We start from the raw sequence: 20,093 nt of genomic DNA on the forward strand, positions 1-20,093 counted from the left end.
TTCAAAATCAATATTTTCGTGATTTATGCCAAGCGTATGTTGATTGTCGCACAAGCTATTTTCGGCAGGAAAAGGATTTGGATGCTTGCCGCCATGCCGCTATTATTTAGCTGCGGGCTAATAGGACCCGCTGCGGCGCGGAGTCCGACCGATGTGCGCAGACCTTGAATTCTGGAAGCTCAAAGCCGTGGTGCAAAAATGCGGGCTGAGCAAAACTGAAATCTACCGTCGCATTGCAGAAGGTCGCTTCCCCGCAGCCCATTCATATGGAGGCGAAGGTGCGCGCAGGTTCTGGCTGTCAACGGAGATAGAAGAGTGGCAGCGGCAGATCCTTGCCGGCGAAACGCCGACCTACACGCCCGAATAGCAACCATGGGCGAGAAGTCGGCGCCGTTTTCATCTTGCCGAAAACCAGGTGGTCCAGCCTGTTTTCTAGAACCGCGACCGCCGATAGGAGTCCACCGTTTCCAGCAACGCGGCGACCTCAGCAGGATTCATTGCGTCATCCCATACCGCGCCCTGCCCTTGAAAGCGCATCCGCCACATTCGCGGATCTGCTGCAATCTCTCGCAGCGTCGTTTCAGGGATGTCGATCGAGACTGTCTCTTCGAACTGGCAACTGACATAGCAGTTATCCACCCGCCGCTGCGTTCGAAGCTGCCCACTGACAGGCCCGCTGGGCCGGGCGTAGGTGCCGCGGCTGTAGAAGCGCCATCCGCCAATGTAGCGAGTGAAGCCGACGAGCTGATACACGGTACGTCCCGTTTGCTTGTCTATACCCGCCATCATCCAGGTATCGGCCTCGCCCTTCGATTTGTATGCTGATTTTGTGGTGATGACGGCGACCGTTTCCACGCTGTCATCCTGGATGGCAACCGCATTGCGGAAATCGCCCGCCGACATGGCAGCCATCCTGGCCGTGTTTTTCTCCAGCGCCGTCGCGCCATGGGCGGGTTGCAGGCTGGTGGCTATCAAAAGCCCGAGCGCAATCTTTCTCATAGATCCCCCTCGATTGGATGGCCGCTTACATCGCAGCCAAGCTGATTTCATAAGTGAAACCAATTTCAAAGGCTGCCCATTCTCCCGCTTCGATTGCCTGGCCGAGCGCGCCCTTGATCAGGAGCGGGTTGTCTGCCTCGCGTGCCAGCTTCAGCAATTCTGCGCCTGCGTTGCGGCCGGCTGCCAGATCACTTGCATAATCCCCCGTCCGAATGGGCAACCACGAAAAGCGCGATTCAATCTCCACCTCGAAGGAATCGGCTTGCGTCGTCATAATGTTCATGAATTATCCCCCGATACACGAAGACGACTCGCCGCCTCCGAGGTGAAAAGTTCCATCACTTCAGAGTGGAGTCAAACTAAAAATAACACCATACGGACCCATACCGTATCAAATAGTCCAACAGCGTCACCAATTTCGTGATAGTTGATCAACATAATCGTGATTTTACACGAATCCGGTTGTTTGGTATTGATCGGTAAACGGGAGAAGATTGGAGACGACAACCAATGGCTTACCCCGTTACCCCGCAGCAACTCGTACGATTGCTGGATAGCTTCCCTGATGCCGCGCAGCAGATTGCCGCCAGCGATCAGTCTGCCAATGGGCCGCTAATCGAGACGATCACCCGCATCATCTTTGAGAATTCCGAGTTGGTGCGACACCTCGCATCAATTGGGCGAGGCGTCTCTGTCGATGAGGTTCAGCCCGGCGGTATGATGAATATGATTGCTGCCATGGGTTGCATCGAAGCCACCAGCCGCAGCCCTCATATTCTTGAACTGGTGTAGATCGCAGCCCGCCGCCTGGCCCCCGCTACTCCTGCTGCTGCAACGCCTCATCTGACGCTGGTGGGGAGCAACGATCAATGAGCAGCCGGTCTAAAGACGTTCAACTCGTCATCCGCGCCCGTGACGAGGCGCAGAAAACCATCGATGCCGTAGCGGGTGCCCTGAATAAGCTATACGGCATCCAGAATAAGGTCTCCGATTCTGCGGAAGACACTGGCGAGAATATCAGCCAGCTCGCAACGGTACTCAACACGCTGGATAAGGCTTATTCCGCCCTTGCCGGTGGGGCCGAACGGGCGGAAACCGCCTTCACTAAGCAGAAAGCCGCAATCGCTGGACAACGGCAGGAACTGCAGGCGCTACAGGCTCAGGCCAGCGCAGCCGAGGCGGCAATGCAGCGCCTTAATGGGGCTGATGCCATTGTATCCGCCGGGCGCGACCAATCCGGCCGCCTATCGCAAATCAAGCTGGTTGCTGCCGAATATGATCGATTGAATGGGCAGATCGATAAACTCGCCCGGTCAATCGCGACGCAGGAAGCCGGGCTGAACAGCAGCGCATCATCGCTGCAGAAAGTTAGCAGCACGGCGAACGCGGTGGAGGCCGCAGTATCCGCCGCACGCCGCGAAATCGAATTGCAGACAAAGGCGCTACGCGACCAGGCAGCGGTCGCGCAGACCGCCGCAAACGTCCAGCGCGTTACCGGCACGGGCCGCACCACCGCAACCGACAACGGCGCCGGCTTCGAAGCGCTCGCCCGTCGCGAGATCCAGCTTCAGGAACTTCGCGCAGCCGCAGCCCGAGACGCGGCCGCTGCGGTGGCGGAATCGGTGCGCCGCGCAACTGGCATCGGCAATGGGCGTGCTACCGATAACGGCGCATCGTTCCAGGCGCTGGCAGCACGTGAAGAGGCTGCGGCGCTGAGGGAAGCTGCGGTTGCGCATCAGATGTTTGAAGCCCGCGTGAAGCAGGGCGCCGCTGCCATGGCGGATGCTGCCGCGGAAGAGCGCGCTATGGCTGATGCGGCCGCTCGATTACGGGCGCAGCTTGATCCGGTCGCCGCGATCGAAGCACGGCTATCGGCCGAACAGGCGAAACTGAACAACCTCTTCAAGCAGGGGAAAATCTCTGCTGAGGAACTTAGCGCCGGCCTGAAGCTGCTGGACGGCGACGCCAAGCGCGCGCTGAAGGCATTCGGGCAATCCGGCAGCAGGCCCGCTCTGTTTGGCCTCCAACCGCACGAACTGACGAATCTCAGCTACCAGGTGAATGACGTGGTGACGCAGCTCGCCAGTGGCACGTCGCTCGCTCAAACCTTGGGACAGCAAGGCGGGCAGATCCTGCAGCTATTCCCCCGCGTCGGGGCAGCGGTTTTCGGTGCCTTGTCGTCAGGTCCTGCAATCGCCTTCGGCGCAATCCTAGCCGGCATCGTCGTCACGCTGAAGGATGCCTATGACCGCGCCGAGCGCATCCGGCAGCTTGGCGGCCTGCTTGCCCTTGATGCGGACGGCGGACTCAACACGGCAGCCGGACTAAACGCCGCCGCTGAGGCGCTCGACCAATATGGGTTGTCGGCAGAAAACGCGCTGAAGGTTGTTCGCGTCCTGATGAAGGATGGCTTTGACGAGAGCCAGATTGTCGAGCTGGGCAAAGCCGCGCAGGACCTTGCTGACATCCTCGGCATCGATGTAGCCGACGCAGCCAAGCAGGTGGGCGACGCCTTCTCCGGCGGATGGGATGCCGTGAAGAAGCTGGACGATGCAACCAACGTCTATACTGCGTCTCAGCGCGAACAGATCCAGGCGCTATATGAAGTCGGCCGCGCGGAAGAGGCGCGGTCGCTTGCCCGTGACATCGCGACACGGAAGCTGGACGAAGTAGCCGACAAGGCAAATGGGCCGTGGACTCGGGCTGCGCGAAATCTCGAGTCAGCTTGGGATAAGGCCCTTGCGGGGCTGTCGAACAGCCAGCCGGTGCGGGCATTGGGCGAGTTGTTCGATACGCTTGCCGAGAAAGTGGATGGCCTGGCCAGCTCCCTGCAAAATCTCAGCGCAAAAGATGTTTTCGATCTGCTGACCTTTGCCGTTAACCCGTCGCTAATCGGAACGGCGATTGGCAACCGAATAGGCGGCGCCATTAACGGCGGCAACGGCGCTCCGGCGTTTCCGAACAGCCTGACGCGTGGGCGCGCCACGAATATCGATCCCGCCACGTTCAGGCAGTCCAGCGGCAGCGCGTCGCCTGTCATGACGGAAGCGCAGAAGAAAGCCGCGCAGGATATTGCTGATGCGATTGAGCGGCAGGCGGTTGCCGCTGGAAAGGTCACCAGCGAAGCCGTTATCCAGAATAAGCTCGCTGCGAAGCGCAAGGAACTGGAGTTGGAAGCCGCGGAACGCTTCCCGCGCGCAACCGCTGGCGACCGCGCCGATTTCGTGAATGCCGGCGTGACGCAGGAGCGGCTTCGCCTGGAGGAACAGCTCACCCAATATAAGAAGCAGCAGGCCGATGCCGCCGAACGCGCCCAAAAGGCGGCCATGGCGTTTCCCGCGCAGGCGATGTCACTGCTGAAGCAGTTCGAAGGCTTCCAATCTACCGCGAAATGGGACCGCAATGCCCTGCGTCTAGGCTTTGGGTCCAGCACGATCACCAATCCAGACGGTTCGTTCCGGAAAGTGGTGGCCGGTGACACTGTCACCCGCGAGGGCGCCACGCGCGACCTGGAACGCCGAATCCAGGAATTCACGAACGTCGTTAAACAGCAGATCGGTGGCGAACGCTTTGCGCAGTTCTCGCCGTCGCAACAGGCAGCGCTAACTTCGATCGCGTACAATTACGGCAGCCTGCCAGATCGCATCATCGGCGCGGTCAAGGCTGGTACGAATGAGCAGATCGCGTCGGCCGTTCGCGGCCTAGCCGGCGATAACAAAGGCATCAACGCGCGCCGCCGCAACCTTGAAGCCGATATGCTGGGTTCTCCGAACCTGGCAGTGGATCAGGGCGCGGCGCAGGTGGCAGCCGATCTGCAGGCGAAGCAGGATGCGTTCAATCGGTCACTGAGGGAAGAAGCAGCGGCGCGCCAGCGGAATATCGATGCTGCCAACGCCCAACGCGGACTCAGTGGTGAGGCGCTAATTGATGCCCAACGCGAAGCTGAGGTGCAGAAGGCTATCGCTGATGCTCGGGAGAAGGCTGGCAAGGATGGGCTGAAGTTTAGTGAGGAGCAGGCTGCCGCCATCAGGCAGCAGGTGGAACTAGAATATGAGGCCGTCAAAGGCATAGAGGCACGAGCGAAGGCCGCGCGCGATGCTGTAGATAACCCCGTGAACGACCTAACGGCCCAACGGAATGCGCTTCAAAGCCAGATCACGTTTCAGCGAGAACAGGGCAACGGCGGCGCGGCCGATGCGCTCCTGCCACAACTAGATAGTGTGAATGCCCGGCTGCAGGAGGCGATCGGAAACGCCATCGCGTTCTATCAGGCGCTTGACCCCGCTAACAATAACCTGGGCCTTACCGCCGACCAGATTGCCACCATCGTTTCCGGCCTGCAGATGGCTGAACAATCGACGCAGCGCTGGGTCTCCGTTCTAGGCGTGACAGGGCAGCAGATCGCGGAGACGTTCAAAAACACTGCTACAGGCGCGCTGGACCGATTTGCGCAGGCGCTTGCTGAGGGTAAAAACGCCTTCACATCACTGAAGAACGCCTTTCTGGATTTCGCGGCTAACTTCCTGCGGCAGATGGCGCAGATGATCCAGCAACAGCTCATCTTAAATCTGATCAGCGGCCTGGTGCGTGCTGGCACGGGATCTGCGGCCGGGGGTGGCCTTGGTGGATCTGCCAACGGCTTCGGGGCTGTCGGTGGTATGCAAGCGCATGACGGCGGGATCATCGGTGGAGCAGGGCCGATTCCTCGTGCTGTGAACCCCGATTGGTTCTCCAGAGCCGCACGGTATCACAATGGCGGCATCGCTGGGTTGCGTCCTGATGAGGTCCCCGCCATCCTGCAGAAGGGCGAGGAGGTGCTGACGGCATCAGATCCGCGGCATCGCGCCAATGGTGGTTTCGGCAGCGATGGACAGTCTATCAAGATCGTGAACAGCTTCGATCCGGATGAGGCTGCGCAGGCGATCATGAACACCCGAAGCGGTGAAAAGGCGATGTTGAATTTCGTAACCCGTAACCGCCGCGCGTTTCAGGATGCGCTTAGCCGATAGGATCTGGAAACAGAGAACCCCCAAGCCTTGCGACTTGGGGGTTAGATCTGGGCTACGCTATGGCTTGTTATCGCCCGGCAGCGTAGCTGCCTCCGAAGAGGTCTTGAGGCTCAGCGAGCATGCTCCTGAGCAATCTTGGCCTATATGATTCGGCAGGTGGCCAATGTCAACCACCGAGGCCGAGCGCGTACCTAACTGTTTCTTTTACCAGTTCAAAATTCTGGTCGCTTACACGTAAGTTACTAAGATATTTACGCTTTCCATACTGATCTCGCGTAGTCTGGAAAAGGTCCAGCCGATCTAGGCCCACGGTGCAGACCATATCCGCCTTGATCCACCAGACCCGCTCGTCAAACGGAGGGGGCAGCGCCTCATCTAGTTCGACCCGGCAGTGGTATCGCTTGCTTTCCTCAGATTCAGTTCCGCTCATCGGAACAACCGTGTGAAGATTGTTGCGACCAGGTAAAGCGCCAACCAACACGATGGCCGGGCGCTTTTTGACCATCTCAGGAGGCCGAAAGCCTCCCGCGCTATAGTCGCACAGCAAGATAGTTTTTGGCTTTACCGGATACTTCAAGGAACGCCCCCGTTAGGGCGGGCTGTTTAGCCACTTACCTGGTGGCTTGCCAATCCCTTAGGGCTGTATGGAGCGGGGCATGATTCGCGCTGCTGAGACCTCCCCAACGGGGCCAGCAAAATCTTTTGGGGGCCACATAGGGGGCCACGGTTAAGAACTGCACGCGAAAACTCGCCTTAAACCGCCGTTTTCTATTCGTTTTTCGACTCCGCCCCCGGCACCACTTCCGTTCTCTTGAAGTTGAAGTGGGCACTTATCCCCATTCGGACTGAACTTATCGGAACCCTTCAAGGATGGCCTGTAAGGCAGCGGGGTCCCTGCCCGCGTGCGTGCCTACGCGAACTTTTGGTAAGGCCGTATCTTCGGGGCACTCGCCGTCCCTGCGCAGGCAGGGACCCGCCGCCTTATAACGAAACGAGATATTGGCCTGCCGCGAACGCTCTTCTAATCGCGTTAATAATCATAGTCCCGGTAATAACGGTCGCCGCGGTCCCGATCTGACGCAATTGCGGCGCCAAGGGCGAGGCCGATTATGCCGGCGGCAATGATGGCGCCATCGTCGTCATAATCCCGGTAATAGACCCTCGGGTAGCCGCGATAGCCGTAATAGCCGCGGGGATAATTGCGGTAATGGCGGCGGTCCCAATAGCCATAGCGGTCATGGCGCCGGTAATCGCGCCAGCCATGATCGCGATAACGGTGATGACCGTGCTTCCACCGATGCTCCCGATAATCCCGGTAGCCGTCATGCCGCGCCTGCGCCGGAACAGCCGCCGTCAAAGCGCCAGCAATGGTCAGCGCACCTATGATTGATTTGAAGATGCCCTTCATGGCCCTTCTCCCGCCGCCTTGGCCCGTATGGAAAACGGGCCGCACCATATCAGGGCGACTCATACGCTGCCTGACATGAACCGAAGCCGAACGTCCTGGGCAGCAAGCCGATCCGGGGACGAGGTAATGACTAGGGCAACTCAGAGCCGGGTCAATCGCACAAATCCAACATGATAGGTTGCCCGTGCCCCCGCCTCTTCAAAAACCCGCGCCACGCGCCGCAGTTGAGCGGCCGAGAGGGGGATGCGGCCCTCAGTAGCAACCGTCGCTCCTATGCCCTTGAGATGCTGGAGGAAGGCACGGGCGCTGCCAAACTCCACGACATAGTCTTCATCAAACGCCGCGCCGTCGGGATAGCCCGCCGCCAGCGACCTGAGCGCACCAAGGGAGGGATAGTCCGGCGTCCCTGCCGTCAATCCCTGCGCTGCATGCGCCGCTCTCCATTCCGCAAAGCTACGCTTTGCCATGGTAGAAAAGATGAGACTCCCGCCCGGCCGGAGAAGCGCGAACAGCCGCTCCAGCGCGGCGGGAAGGTCCTCGAACCATTGAAAGGCAAGGCTGGACAGGATGAGGTCGAACCACTGTCCTTCAAAGCAGGGCCATTCGCCATCCATCGTGAAGAAGGAGGCGGACAGCATTGGGTTACGCGCTGCCTGCCGCACCATTTCGGGCGCAAGATCGCTGACCGCAAGCTCTGCATCGGCCCATTGCGCACGGATATGGCGGGTGAGGAAGCCCGTGCCGCAACCGACCTCCAATATGCGCGCGCCGGCGCCAAGGCGGCGCTGGGCAGCGAGCTTCGCGACCGTTTCCGCGACGATCCGCTGGACGCCCGCGCTATCCTCATAACCTTCCGCCGCCGCGCCGAAAGCTTGTCTGATACGCTCTGTCCGCTTGTTCGCCATGATCCGTCCATGACCCAATTTGCCGCGCTTTTCCAGTAACAGCCCTTTCCCCTTCCCCTCCGCAAGGCTACGAGCAGGCAATGCACGATCCCGCCCGTCTCTTGACGCTCGACGCCATGCGCGGATTTGCGGTGATGGGCATCGTGCTGATGAACATCATCGCCTTTTCCATGCCCGATCTTGCCTATATAAACCCGCTCTTCTGGGGCGGGGAGACAGTGACGGCCTATGCCGTGTGGGCGGCCAATTTCATCCTTGTCGATGGCAAGATGCGCGGCCTGTTCTCCCTGCTCTTTGGAGCAAGCACGCTCCTCATCTACCAAAGGTCATCCGCGCGTGGAGAAGGGCTGACGCCGCTCTATCGCCGCTTTTTCTGGCTCTTTCTGCTCGGCCTTGTCCATTATATCTTCATCTGGTGGGGCGATATTCTGAGGCTTTATGCGATCGCCGGGGTCTTCCTGCTGCTCTTCGTCCGGAAGGAAGCGAGCGAGATCGTGGCTGCCTCCATCTTCTTTTTTCTGGTACAATTTGCCGTCCTCGCCGCCCTTTCGGTGGCGATGATCCTTTCCGATGGCGGAGGGATGGAAGACGCCCTTGCTCAGGACGTGAGGCTGCATCAGGGGAGTTATTGGCCCATCGTTGAAGAGCGGCTTGGTCATTTACTGAGTGACCAGCCCGCCTTGCTGATCCTGTCCGGCTTCGAGGCGCTGGGTTTCATGCTGCTGGGCATGAGTCTGATGCAGAACGGCTTCCTGACCGGAGAGTGGGGGCCCGGCCGCTATTTGCGTGTGGCCGCGATCGGCTACCTCGCGGGCGGCGTTCCCATGCTCGGCCTTGCCGCCTGGTGCTGGGCAAGCGGCTTTGACCCGATCGTCACCTTCAACGCGGTGATAAGCTGGTCCTTGCCCTTTCGCCTGCCACTTACATTGGCCCATGCGGCGCTGTTGATGTGGCTGATTCTCCGCTTTTCCCAGGCGCGCCTTCTGCATAGGGTCGCCGCTGCCGGGCGGACAGCCTTTACCAATTATGTGGGCACCAGCATCCTGATGACGACGCTGTTCTATGGTTACGGCCTTGACCTGTACGGCACGGTTGACCGTGCGTCCGTCTATGCTTTTGTGCCGCTTGCCTGGGTGCTGATGCTGCTCTGGCCGCTCCCCTGGCTCAAGCGCTTTCGTTATGGCCCATTTGAATGGGTGTGGCGCAGCCTGACGCAGCAGCGATGGGAGCCTATGAGACGAGGCTAATGAGCGCTGGCGCTTTCCTGCGCCGGAGGCACTGGTTGAACGCGGGCGGTCAGCATGCTGCGCAGATCCGCCACCGGCACGATATGCAATTGCCTCGTGCCCCTGTCCATATGGCCGAGCGGCCGTCCCTCGCGATCATAAGTGCGGCTTTCATAAAGGCCGGGCGCGACCTCGACATAGATCCAGCACAGCCGCGGCGTCTCCGTCCTGCTGAGCGCAGTCCAGGTCGAAAAGGCAGCGCCTTCAACCGCTCCATCCTGTTCGGAAGTCTCGTCATATGGCTGCTTCGCATCGCGATATAATGTCATTTGGTCAGCCGGAGCCGACGCCCCCGAGGCCGGGCAAAAGCCGTTGCCGAGAGCCTCCACCGCCTCCTGCGACACCAGGAGATGTGCGGGCGTCACCGCCAAAGCCGTGGCGAAGCGCATTCCATCCGCCTTTGCGAAACCCCGGTCCGCCAGCGGTCGCCATTCGGAAGCGAGGCGCTGCAGAACCGACGCATCGAGCGCGTGTATGCTCGGTCCTTCCGGGCTATCGCTGTAAAGCACATTGGCCGCGGCGCCCCCCGGCGCTTTCGCCAGCAGCGCAGCCATGTCCACCCCATGCTTCGCCCAGTCGCGATCAGCAGGCCCGGTCGGCGCAAAAAGCCTGGAGCGTTCCTTATCGATTTCGGGTTTGAGATCGCTCCAAACCGAATCGGCCTGGACCTCCATCGCGGACCAGACTGCATCCAGAGGCGAAGCCATCTGCAGGCCGGCCGCCGGCAATTCATTGAGGTCGCTCTGCCGCGCCTGTGCGACATTCCCGGCAAGCAATCCCAGCGCTGTAGTGGCCAGCAGAATCGATTCGCGCAGCATTCACCCTCCCCTGATTTTTCTCCTCCACTGGCATAAGGCGAAAGTCGGGGCGGTTAAATATGCGTTAACCTTCAAAAGCTTGGGGCCCGCACGCACCGCAAGTTTTACTATTGCGACCTATTATCATTAACGCTATAGCAGACCTTAAGGAGAGCGTGATGGTTGTGTGCATCTGCAATGCGATTCGCGAAAAGGAACTGCGCCACGCGGTTCGTGAAGGCGCGCATGATCCATGCACCGCTTATGCCCGGTTCGGCCGCCGTCCCAAATGCGGCCAATGCGTACCTTATGCAAAAAGCATTATCGCTTCGGAGCGTGCGACTGCTTAGCAATATCGCGCGAAAAAAGCCAGCTTTTCTGCGGCTTTGCGGCTTAACATCCCGGAAAAAGGGTCTATAATCTGCGTCGTTCTGACGATGGAGAAGACCCCATGAAGGGCGACGAAAAAGTACTCGAGTTCCTCAACGCCGCGCTCAAGAATGAGCTCACGGCGATCAACCAATATTTCCTTCACTACCGCATGCTGGAACATTGGGGCGTGAAGAAACTCGCCAAGATGGAATATGAGGAATCCATCGACGAGATGAAGCACGCCGACAAGCTGGCGGAGCGCATCCTCTTTCTGGACGGCCTGCCTAATTTCCAGATGCTCGGCCGCCTGAAGATCGGCGAAACCGTCGAGGAGATTCTCAAGGCAGACCTGGAACTGGAACATGAGGCACTCCCCCTGCTCCGCGACGCAATTGCGCATTGCGAATCGGTGCGGGACTTCGTCAGCCGCGACCTGCTCCTGCAAATCCTCGAAAGCGAGGAAGATCATGTGGACAAGCTGGAAACGCAGTTCGAAATGATCGAGCGCATGGGCCTGGAAAACTATATCCAGCTAAATTCCAAGGCTGAGGAAGAGTGACTCGGGTGCGGGGCCGGGGTGATCAAGGTCCCGCACTGATTCTGACCTATCGGTAAAAGGCTGAGGGACCCTGCGTCCGTCGCGCCTCTTCGTGAACAATAATCCGCAAGATGGCGCTGTGTGGCGCGCCCCTCGCCCGTCGCCCCTGCGCACGCAGGGACGACGGTTTTCTTCCGCACAGCAAAGAAGCCTGCTGAATCATCGAAAAAGAAGCGAAGGCATGGTGCAGCAAAAACAGCACCACTTTCCGTTTGCCCTGAGCCTGTCGAAGGGCTTTGCTTCTCTTCAAGAAAGGTTGGCTTCGACGAGCTCAGCCGAACGGAGGGCAGTTGATTCCAATTTAAGGCACTTCGGCTAAAGAGCGCGGCGTCCGAATGTCGGGCGGCGTGCCACCAACGGATTGGATTCTTTTTCCAGAAGCTGCAGCGTTTCTTCAAAGGCCGGACGAAGCGCTACGACCTGCTCGATCAGTTCTTCCGGCGATTCATGATATTCGACGCAGCGGCGGGCAACCGTTTCGATCTCTTCCGCCATCAGCGAAAGCCGTTCGGCCCCGAACTGACGCGATTCCCCCTTCAACGTGTGCGCCGGGATCACCAGCGCGGCTGCATTGCGCGAGCGCATCGCTTCCTCGATCGCTGCGACCGACTTGATGCCATCTTCCCGGAAATAGCCCAGAATACGAACGAAACCCGCACCCAATTCCCGGCGCGCCTGAGCAAAGTCAGTCCAGTTCACAAGTGCATTTTGCAAGTGGGCCACCAGCCTCACTCCTTATTCCGTCCATGGTTCCCCGCACCCCCGCTCTTAGCGGGAAAAGGGTAAATAGAGCGTATATGGAGCCGCCCTTTGACGGGCTATCGGCGGATCAGAAATGCAGCGCCGCCATCAGCAGCCTTTTCGGCAAAGGTCCAGCCATTTTGCTGCGCAAGGCTCTTGAGTTCAGCCGGTGCGGCAGGATCATCGGCCAGGATCACTATCTCGCTGGACTGACGAAGCTGCCGGGCGGCGCGCAGGGCTGGCCAGGGGCAGCGCATGCCCCGGGCATCGACCAGCACTGGTTTATTTTCCATAGGGATTTTTGGCACTGCGTAGAGTCAGCCGGACAGGAACCGCGCCGAATCCAAGCTCCTTGCGAATGCCGTTCACCAGATAGCGGCGATAGCTTTCCGGCAACTGATCCACCCTCGTGCCGAATAATATGAAACCCGGCGGGCGTGTCTTCGCTTGCGTCAGATAACGCAGCTTGATCCGCTTCCCGCCCGGCGCAGGGGGCGGATTGGCTTCCAATGCGCGTTCAAACCAACGGTTGAGCGCGCCGGTGGTGACGCGGCGCGACCATGCCTCCCGCGTTTCAAATGCCACCTGAAGCAACAGGTCTATGCCCTTTCCAGTCGCGCCGGATAGGGTGATCAGCGGTACGCCTTTGACCTGCGCCAGACCTTCTTCCAGTGCCTTGCGCACGCCCTGGTAAAGCGCGCTGCCATTCTCCGCCACGTCCCATTTGTTAAGCGCGATGACAAGGGCACGGCCTTCTTCCAGCACCCTATCGGCGATCTTCAGGTCCTGGGCCTCCAGGCCCTTGGTCGCATCGAGCAGCAGCACGACGACTTCGGCGAAGTTGACTGCATGGAAGGCGTCAGCAACGGAGAGCTTTTCGAGCTTGTCCTGCACGCGCGCGCGTTTACGCATACCCGCGGTGTCGATGAGCCGCACATCCCGCGGCTGGCCTTCTGCATCGGTCCACTGCCAATCAATGGCGATGCTGTCCCGGGTGATCCCGGCCTCAGGGCCGGTGATGAGGCGATCCTGCCCCACGATCTTATTGATGAGGGTGGATTTTCCTGCATTGGGGCGTCCGACGATGGCAAGCTTCAGGACGGCATCGGAACCTTCCTCTGCATCCTGGTCCTCCTCATCCTCGTCGCGTTCGACATGGGGAAGCAGAGCCTGGAAAAGGTCCGCCATGCCCTGCCCATGTTCGGCGCTGACCTGAACGGGTTCCCCCAGGCCGAGCGAATAGGATTCGAGAAGCCCAGCTTCCGCCGCCCTCCCCTCGGCCTTGTTGGCCACCAGAATGACAGGGGTTTCCCCCTCCCGCAGCCAGCGGGCGATTTCTTCGTCGAGCGGGGTGATGCCAGCGCGCGCGTCGATCAGGAACAGTGCAGCGTCGGCAGAGGCCACGGCGGCTTCCGTCTGCGCCCGCATCCGGCCGGGAAGCGTGCGAGGATCCTCATCCTCATAGCCTGCCGTGTCCATGACGCGGAATTTGAGCCCGAGCAGTTCTGCATCCCCCTCGCGCCGGTCGCGCGTGACGCCAGGCTGGTCGTCGACCAGCGCCAGCCGCTTGCCGACGAGCCGGTTGAACAGGGTGGACTTGCCGACATTGGGCCGCCCGATAATGGCAACTACGGGCAGCATATGGGCCTGCCTACCTCCTCAAATACCGTTTCATCCGCATCGCTCAGCGATAGGCCGTCAAGCGGCCGTCATCGTCGAGGACGTACAGCATGTTGTTCGCGACCACCGGCGACAGCGAAATGCCTGACCCGAGTTCCTGCGTCGCCAGCACCGAGCCGTCGACGGGGTTCGCATAGACCAGATCGCCTTCGGAGGACACCAATATCAAGCGCCCCCCCGCCAGGACCGGGCCTGTCCAGCTGATCGGATCCAGCTTCTTCTTTTCCTTGCGGTAGCGTTTCAGTTGGCTCACCCAGCGGACTTTCCCGGTGGCGCGCGCAATGCAGAGCAGCTTTGCCTCGTCCGTCACTACGAACAGCCATTCGCCAGCCACCCAGGGCGTCGAAATACCAGCCGCGTTGATTTCCCAAAGCCGCTGGCCAGTGACCAATTCATAGGACGCCATGCGCCCGCCCTGACCCACTGCATAGACGCGCCCGCGGTCGATGACCGGATCAGCATCGATGTCCGAAAGTGAAGCGACAGAGGTTGAAATGCTGGTCCTGGAAAGCGCGTCGCCCCACAAGCCCCTGCCATTTTCATAGCGATAGGCACTGAGTTCGCCAGAGCTATAGCCTGCGATCACCGTGCCTTGCCCGGCTGCTGGAGCCGCGACACCGAAAACGCCGGTAACTTCCAGCGTGCCCGATTCGGTCCAGACCAGATCGCCATTTGTAGCGTTGAGGGCGAAGATCTGATTGTCCTGCGACATCACATAGACATTGCCGTTGGAAAGCGTCGGCGCGCCACGAAGCGGTCCGCCGGGCCGCTTCTTCCAGACGATGCTGCCATCCGAAGCGTTCAAAGCAGCGACATCGCCAACGCCATTGGTGGCATAGACACGATCGCCTTCCACGCTGACGCCGCCACCAAAGAGCGCGCCGCCATTGCCTTTGGAGTCAAAATCGACTGACCAGACCGGAGAACCACTGCTCGCGTCGAATGCCCTGATCCGTGCGTCGGTGCCTATGACGTAAAGCCGCCCGCCGCTCACCACGGGGGCCGAGGCCAAGCGAGCCTTCTTGCCGCCGCCTGCGATGGTGGCGGACCAGACCTTCTGCGGCGCGTTGCCAAGAGCAAGATGCCCCATGGACTTGGCCGCATTGCCGCCAGGCTGGCTCCATTCGCTGTTGGTCTCCGAGGCAGGCAGCACCACTTCCACATCGGCCAGCGAAGGATCGACCTCTACACCGGATTCAGATGTAAGGATGGGAATACGTTCCCCCAGGACTGGCGTTTTAGGTCCCGCTTTCCCCTTGAAGATGCCGCAGCCCGAAAGAAGAGCGACAGCCGCAACCGCGGCCGTCAGCCGATAAACCTTATTCACCTTCATTCATCCCCGCTTCCGGCCGATGCTCCGGCCACCTGCTCGCGGTCGGTACGGACCGCATCCACCCCCAATAACCCGGCCATCTGAACCGCACGTGTCCGGATGCTCTCTGGAACGCCGCGATCCTTCGACATGGCCGCAAATAGCGGTCCCGCCAGGTCAGGCTTGCGCATCTTCATATAGGCGATCGCCACCATCTCGCCTGCACTGCCGAACCAGGGACCGCCCTCGACCGCGAGCGGCTTCAGCCGGTCCACCACCTGCTGCGGCTGAAGTGTGTCGAACTCAAGGGCGGTCTGCCGGATCAGGGCCAGGTCCCTGTAGGGCTGCGCCAGCTTCTCGTCCGCGACAATGGCCCTATATTGAGCAATGGCGGCTTTGTTGTCGCCGCCTTCAAGGGCGATGGCCGCCTTGATCAGCTTGGCGGCGGCTCGATAGCCGGGCTGATCGGCATTCACCAGGGCGTCGGCCTGTTTGGCTGCTTCCGCCCTGTTGCCTCCTTCGAGGGTGTCGAACGTCTTTGCCAGTTCCTCGCCACGCAGACCCGCCTTCTGCTCCGCCTGATGGTTCCACCAGAGCCAGCCGCCGAAGGCGACCAGCCCAAGCACGATCAGCACGATCAGCAAACGGCCATAGCGGGTCCAGAAGCTGGTGAGCTGATCCTGACGCAGAGCGTCATCGACTTCCCGGAAAAAAGCTTCATTATCTTGGGGCGTAACGGCCAAAACGCGTCTCCGAAGGGTATGCCAAGTCGCTGCGCGCGGACCTTAGCGGCGGAAGTACATTAGGAAAATCACTTTTTGGGCCGGTAGACCTGATCCGTGGTCGGAAAGGCACGGCTGCGGACGTCGGCAGCATATTGGGCGACAGCCGTGGAGATCGTATCGGCGGCGTTCCCATAGCGCTTCACAAAGCGGGGCACGCGTTCGAACATGCCCAGCATGTCGTCGATCACCAGCACCTGGCCGTCACAATTGGCGGACGCGCCAATGCCGATCGTCGGGCAGGATGTCGATGCGGTCACCTCATTCGCGATGTCTTCCATCACTCCTTCGATCACCAGCATGAAGCAGCCCGCCTGCTCCACCGCCTTGGCGTCGCGCAGGATCTTCTCCGCTTCGGCCTGGCTTCGTCCACGCGCACCATAGCCGCCCAATGCGTTCACCGCCTGTGGCGTCAGGCCCACATGGGCACAGACGGGGATGCCCCGCGCGGAAAGGAACTCAATGGTTTCCGCCATTGCCTCCCCGCCCTCCAGCTTGACGCCGGCAGCGCCGCTTTCCCGCAATATCCGCGCCGCATTTTCGAACGCCTGCGCCGGAGAAGCTTCATAGCTGCCAAAGGGCATGTCGACGATGACAAGGCTATGATAGCTACCCCGTACTACCGCCGCGCCATGATTGCACATCATGTCGAGCGTCACCGGAATCGTCGAGGGCAGACCGTAGATCACCTGGCCCAGGCTGTCGCCGACCAGCAGAACGTCGCAATGCGGGTCAAGCAACTGCGCCATGCGGGCGGTGTATGCCGTCAGCATGACGATGGGTTCGGCCGTCTGCCCGTTGATCTTGCGCTGCCGCAGGGCAGGAACAGTAAGCCGCTTCATCGGCGCGGGCGTAGGATGCGCACGGGAAGTGGACGTGTCGATGGTGAAGGTCGTGGACATGGACTATCTTCTAACGATCCTTCCAGCGCTTAGCCAGTGCCGGGTGGTTCTTTGGCATTTCCATGTCTTCGTCCCGGCAGGAACAACGGCCAATGTCATGTGACGGCCGCGACCAAATAGCCGCCAATTCACGCCCGGCGAAGGGCGGTTACCTCCACCTCGAACTTCATCTCGGGCTTCACAAGGCCACAGACGATGCAACTCGCGGCCGGGCGGATGTCTCCGAAGACTGCGCCCAGAACGGGTCCGACCTCGTCCCAATAGGACATGTCAGTGATATAATAAGTCGCACGAACCACATCGGCGAGCGCGAAGCCCCCCTCCGCCAGCGCCTTTTCAACGACCGCCAGAGCGTTGCGCGCTTGCGCCTTCACATCTTCGGGCATTTCGCGGGTTTCAGGATCATAGCCCGTCGTACCGGCAACAAAGCACCAGTCCCCCTGCACCACGGCGCGGCTGTAGCCGACAGTCTTTTCAAAAGGCGAGCCGGAGGAAATGAGGGTGCGTGCCATCGAGCGGGGATCCTGCGTCAGAAGGGAAGAAATTTGTTCAGGCGGTTGCCAGCGCTTGCTCATATTGATCGGCCTTGAAACCGACAAGCAGTTTTCCATCGACGTCAAGCACCGGTCGCTTGATCATCGAAGGCTGTGCAATCATTAGCGCCTTGGCCTTTGCCGCATCAATATCCGTTTTGTCAGCGTCGGGCAGCTTCTTGAACGTGGTGCCAGCCTTGTTGAGGAGCGGTTCCCAACCGACCTGGCCGATCCAGCTATCCAGGGTGGCGGCGTCGACGCCCGCAACCTTATAGTCATGAAAGGCGTAAGGCACGCCCCTCCCCTCAAGCCATGTCCGGGCCTTCTTGATCGTATCGCAATTCTTGATCCCGTACATGGTGATGGTCATGGATGCTCCCAGGAAGAAAGGCGGCAGCGCTAACGCTCCTTATTACAGTTCACTCCCACTCAATGGTGCCGGGAGGCTTTGAGGTATAATCGTAAACCACGCGGTTGATGCCCTTCACTTCATTGACGATCCGCGTGGCCGTTCGGGTCAGAAAAGTGGAATCGAATGGATAGACGTCAGCAGTCATGCCGTCCGTCGAGGTCACCGCGCGCAGAGCACAGACGCTGTCATAGGTACGCCCATCGCCCATAACTCCGACCGTGCGAACGGGGAGAAGAACAGCGAAGGCCTGCCAGATCGCATCATAAAGGCCCGCATTCCGGATTTCCTCAAGGTAGATCGCGTCTGCCTTGCGGAGGATGTCGCAGCGTTCGCGGGTGACTTCGCCCGGAATGCGGATGGCAAGGCCCGGCCCCGGAAAGGGATGGCGGCCGACGAAATGTTCGGGGAGCCCAAGCTCGCGGCCCAATTCGCGGACTTCATCCTTGAACAGCTCGCGCAACGGCTCGACCAGCTTCATGTTCATCCGCTCGGGCAGGCCGCCGACATTATGGTGGCTTTTGATGGTGACCGAGGGACCGCCGGTGAAGCTGACGCTCTCGATGACATCCGGGTAAAGCGTTCCCTGCGCCAGGAAATCGGCTCCGCCAATCTTGCGCGCTTCTTCCTCGAAGACATCGATAAAGGTCTTCCCGATGAACTTGCGCTTTGCCTCTGGGTCAGTGACACCTTCCAGGCCGTTGAGGAACAGCGTTTCCGCATTCACATGCACGAGCGGAATATTGTAGGCGCCCCGGAAAAGGCTCACGACCTGCTCCGCCTCGCCCTGGCGCATCAGGCCGTGGTCGACGAAGACACAGGTCAGTTGATCGCCAATGGCTTCGTGGATGAGGACAGCGGCAACCGCGCTGTCGACGCCACCGGATAGACCGCAGATCACCTTCCCTTTGCCGACCTGCTGACGGATTTCGGCGATCTTGGTGGCGCGAAACTCGGCCATTGTCCAATCGCCTGCCAGGCCACAGACATGACGGGCGAAATTGGCGATCAGCTTTGCGCCATCGGGGGTGTGGACGACCTCCGGGTGAAACTGCATGCCATAGAATTTGCGCGTCTCGTCCGCGATGATCGCGAAGGGCGCGCCATCGGTGACCGCCACGACTTTGAATCCCGGAGCGAAGGCCGTGACCTTGTCGCCATGGCTCATCCACACCTGATGCTTCTCGCCTTCCTTCCAAAGACCGTCGAAGAGAGTGCAGCTATCGGACACTTCGATAAAGGCGCGGCCGAACTCGCCGCTCTCGCCGCCTTCAACCTTGCCGCCGAGCTGCGCGGTCATCACTTGCTGGCCATAGCAGATGCCGAGGATAGGGATGCCCGCCTCGAAAAGCTGCTGCGGCGCGCGGGGACTGCCTTCATCAGTCACGGACGCGGGACCACCGGAGAGAATGATCCCCTTCGGCTTCATCCGCTCAAAGGCCTCTGCAGCCATGCTGAAGGGGGCAATTTCGCTATACACGCCGGCTTCGCGGACGCGGCGGGCAATGAGCTGAGTCACTTGGCTGCCGAAGTCGACGATCAGGATGGATTCGTGGCCCGGAACAGTCATGGATTCGCCTTCTTCACCTTGGGATCAACGCGCCGGTTAATGCAGTTTCAAGCGGGTTGGAACCTTATTTTGTGAAAATCCGAACGGGGACATGCTGTGACGCTGTGTTTCCCAAGGGAGCTCATTCTGCGCAACGCCAAGCTCTGACCACTTGCTTACTGCTCATTCCACCAGTCTAGCGAACCGCCGTTCGGGCAGAGCTTGTCGAAGTCCCCTTTTTTCTTCAGAAGAAAGAATATGCCCCCGGCGCCGACTGGCGGCATCGCTCTGGTCAGGCTTCGACAGCTCAAGGCCAACGATTGCTCAGATTGAAGGTTCGCCGCTGCAAGGCGGTTTGAGGGGATGGAGCACGGCGAGCCGGTGGAAAGGCGCCGTGAGTTGTTGCGTTTTGTGCAACTGCAATAATTTTTTTGCGTTTGCGAACGTTCTCTCGGCGGCATAGGGCCGCGATGCAAGAAAACTGCAAGGAGCAATTGAAATGCGCATCGCGCTCTACGGGGCGGTGGGCCTGGTAACGGTGGCAGTCAACGTACTGACCTACTCTACCGTCCTCTTCGCCTGATTTGAACGACCGCCCCGGGCCTAAAGCCAGAGGGGCGGTTTTCATTTTTGGGCAATTGTTTCAGCAGTTTTCCGAACTTGCCTGTCTCAGGCTGTATTGGTGCTCCGGCGGAGGCAAGCCCCCTCATCCTTCGCAGTGTCAACCCGGGATCATGTTGTCGGCCAGGCGTCGCTTGTCGAGGCGCCTTCAGCTCTCCTCGACAAGCCCAATCCACAAACAGGGTCCCTC

General features: G+C 60.0%; 21 protein-coding genes. 6 read left to right on the top strand and 15 right to left on the bottom strand.

Annotated features, from left to right (window positions below):
• The first annotated feature begins 151 nt into the window (after positions 1-151).
• Positions 152-367: a helix-turn-helix transcriptional regulator gene (locus VJS46_RS04515; protein ID WP_324058155.1), complete on the top strand. Its 216-nt coding sequence runs from the start codon at positions 152-154 to the stop codon at positions 365-367.
• A 65-nt stretch (positions 368-432) separates the two neighbouring features.
• On the opposite strand, the gene VJS46_RS04520 is transcribed toward VJS46_RS04515, so the two are convergent.
• Together VJS46_RS04520 and VJS46_RS04525 are read right to left on the bottom strand one after the other, a co-directional pair.
• Complete coding sequence (locus VJS46_RS04520) at positions 433-999, bottom strand: hypothetical protein (RefSeq protein ID WP_324058156.1); 567 nt, start codon at positions 997-999, stop codon at positions 433-435.
• Between the two features lie 25 nt (positions 1,000-1,024).
• Entirely contained in the window at positions 1,025-1,282 is a 258-nt protein-coding gene (locus VJS46_RS04525) for a hypothetical protein (RefSeq protein ID WP_324058157.1), read from the bottom strand.
• A gap of 227 nt (positions 1,283-1,509) precedes the next feature.
• Here VJS46_RS04525 and VJS46_RS04530 point away from each other — a divergent pair, with 227 nt between their 5' ends.
• Positions 1,510-1,791, top strand: coding sequence for a hypothetical protein (locus VJS46_RS04530; RefSeq protein ID WP_324058158.1), 282 nt, complete (start codon positions 1,510-1,512; stop codon positions 1,789-1,791).
• 77 nt (positions 1,792-1,868) lie between these two features.
• The gene (locus tag VJS46_RS04535) at positions 1,869-6,008 is read left to right on the top strand and encodes a phage tail length tape measure family protein (protein WP_324058159.1); all 4,140 of its coding nucleotides are present in this window, start codon (positions 1,869-1,871) and stop codon (positions 6,006-6,008) included.
• Positions 6,009-6,174: 166 nt separating this feature from the next.
• Here the strand turns inward: VJS46_RS04535 and VJS46_RS04540 are convergent, their stop codons facing one another.
• The 3 genes from VJS46_RS04540 to VJS46_RS04550 form a co-directional block, all read right to left on the bottom strand.
• Positions 6,175-6,585: a type II toxin-antitoxin system PemK/MazF family toxin gene (locus tag VJS46_RS04540; protein ID WP_324058160.1), complete on the bottom strand. Its 411-nt coding sequence runs from the start codon at positions 6,583-6,585 to the stop codon at positions 6,175-6,177.
• Between the two features lie 453 nt (positions 6,586-7,038).
• Positions 7,039-7,416 carry a hypothetical protein gene (locus VJS46_RS04545; protein ID WP_324058161.1) on the bottom strand — a complete coding sequence of 126 codons (378 nt, stop codon included), beginning with the start codon at positions 7,414-7,416 and terminating at the stop codon, positions 7,039-7,041.
• 140 nt (positions 7,417-7,556) lie between these two features.
• Complete coding sequence (locus tag VJS46_RS04550; RefSeq protein ID WP_414707967.1) at positions 7,557-8,321, bottom strand: methyltransferase domain-containing protein; 765 nt, start codon at positions 8,319-8,321, stop codon at positions 7,557-7,559.
• A gap of 80 nt (positions 8,322-8,401) precedes the next feature.
• Between VJS46_RS04550 and VJS46_RS04555 the strand changes: the two genes are divergently transcribed.
• Positions 8,402-9,568, top strand: a complete 1,167-nt coding sequence (locus tag VJS46_RS04555) for a DUF418 domain-containing protein (RefSeq protein WP_324058163.1) — start codon at positions 8,402-8,404, stop codon at positions 9,566-9,568.
• Here VJS46_RS04555 and VJS46_RS04560 read toward each other — a convergent pair.
• Positions 9,565-10,425: a hypothetical protein gene (locus tag VJS46_RS04560; protein ID WP_324058164.1), complete on the bottom strand. Its 861-nt coding sequence runs from the start codon at positions 10,423-10,425 to the stop codon at positions 9,565-9,567. The genes VJS46_RS04555 and VJS46_RS04560 overlap by 4 nt on opposite strands.
• Before the next feature lie 158 nt (positions 10,426-10,583).
• Here VJS46_RS04560 and VJS46_RS04565 point away from each other — a divergent pair, with 158 nt between their 5' ends.
• A complete protein-coding gene (locus VJS46_RS04565) occupies positions 10,584-10,754 on the top strand; it encodes a (2Fe-2S)-binding protein (RefSeq protein ID WP_324058165.1) in 171 nt (56 codons plus the stop codon).
• 101 nt (positions 10,755-10,855) lie between these two features.
• Positions 10,856-11,335 (top strand): bacterioferritin, encoded by a 480-nt coding sequence (bfr, locus tag VJS46_RS04570; RefSeq protein WP_324058166.1) that lies wholly within the window; start codon positions 10,856-10,858, stop codon positions 11,333-11,335.
• 354 nt (positions 11,336-11,689) lie between these two features.
• Here the strand turns inward: bfr and VJS46_RS04575 are convergent, their stop codons facing one another.
• The 9 genes from VJS46_RS04575 to guaA form a co-directional block, all read right to left on the bottom strand.
• Positions 11,690-12,097: an Hpt domain-containing protein gene (locus VJS46_RS04575; protein WP_324058167.1), complete on the bottom strand. Its 408-nt coding sequence runs from the start codon at positions 12,095-12,097 to the stop codon at positions 11,690-11,692.
• 95 nt (positions 12,098-12,192) lie between these two features.
• Positions 12,193-12,408 (bottom strand): sulfurtransferase TusA family protein, encoded by a 216-nt coding sequence (locus tag VJS46_RS04580; RefSeq protein WP_324058168.1) that lies wholly within the window; start codon positions 12,406-12,408, stop codon positions 12,193-12,195.
• Positions 12,398-13,756 carry a ribosome biogenesis GTPase Der gene (gene der / locus VJS46_RS04585; RefSeq protein ID WP_324058169.1) on the bottom strand — a complete coding sequence of 453 codons (1,359 nt, stop codon included), beginning with the start codon at positions 13,754-13,756 and terminating at the stop codon, positions 12,398-12,400. The genes VJS46_RS04580 and der overlap by 11 nt, the downstream gene beginning before the upstream one ends.
• Before the next feature lie 43 nt (positions 13,757-13,799).
• A complete protein-coding gene (locus VJS46_RS04590) occupies positions 13,800-15,128 on the bottom strand; it encodes a PQQ-binding-like beta-propeller repeat protein (RefSeq protein ID WP_324058170.1) in 1,329 nt (442 codons plus the stop codon).
• On the bottom strand, positions 15,125-15,850 hold the full coding sequence (locus VJS46_RS04595; RefSeq protein ID WP_324058171.1) for a tetratricopeptide repeat protein: 726 nt from the start codon (positions 15,848-15,850) through the stop codon (positions 15,125-15,127). Before VJS46_RS04595 ends, VJS46_RS04590 begins: the two co-directional genes overlap by 4 nt.
• 68 nt (positions 15,851-15,918) lie before the next feature.
• On the bottom strand, positions 15,919-16,791 hold the full coding sequence (gene panB, locus VJS46_RS04600) for a 3-methyl-2-oxobutanoate hydroxymethyltransferase (protein WP_324058172.1): 873 nt from the start codon (positions 16,789-16,791) through the stop codon (positions 15,919-15,921).
• Between the two features lie 128 nt (positions 16,792-16,919).
• Positions 16,920-17,303: a RidA family protein gene (locus VJS46_RS04605; RefSeq protein WP_324058173.1), complete on the bottom strand. Its 384-nt coding sequence runs from the start codon at positions 17,301-17,303 to the stop codon at positions 16,920-16,922.
• A 37-nt stretch (positions 17,304-17,340) separates the two neighbouring features.
• Complete coding sequence (locus VJS46_RS04610) at positions 17,341-17,694, bottom strand: ArsC family reductase (protein WP_324058174.1); 354 nt, start codon at positions 17,692-17,694, stop codon at positions 17,341-17,343.
• Positions 17,695-17,743: 49 nt separating this feature from the next.
• Complete coding sequence (gene guaA / locus VJS46_RS04615) at positions 17,744-19,303, bottom strand: glutamine-hydrolyzing GMP synthase (protein ID WP_324058175.1); 1,560 nt, start codon at positions 19,301-19,303, stop codon at positions 17,744-17,746.
• Positions 19,304-20,093 lie beyond the last annotated feature (790 nt).

The sequence above is a fragment of the Rhizorhapis sp. genome (assembly GCF_035276005.1).
GTDB lineage: Bacteria > Pseudomonadota > Alphaproteobacteria > Sphingomonadales > Sphingomonadaceae > Rhizorhapis.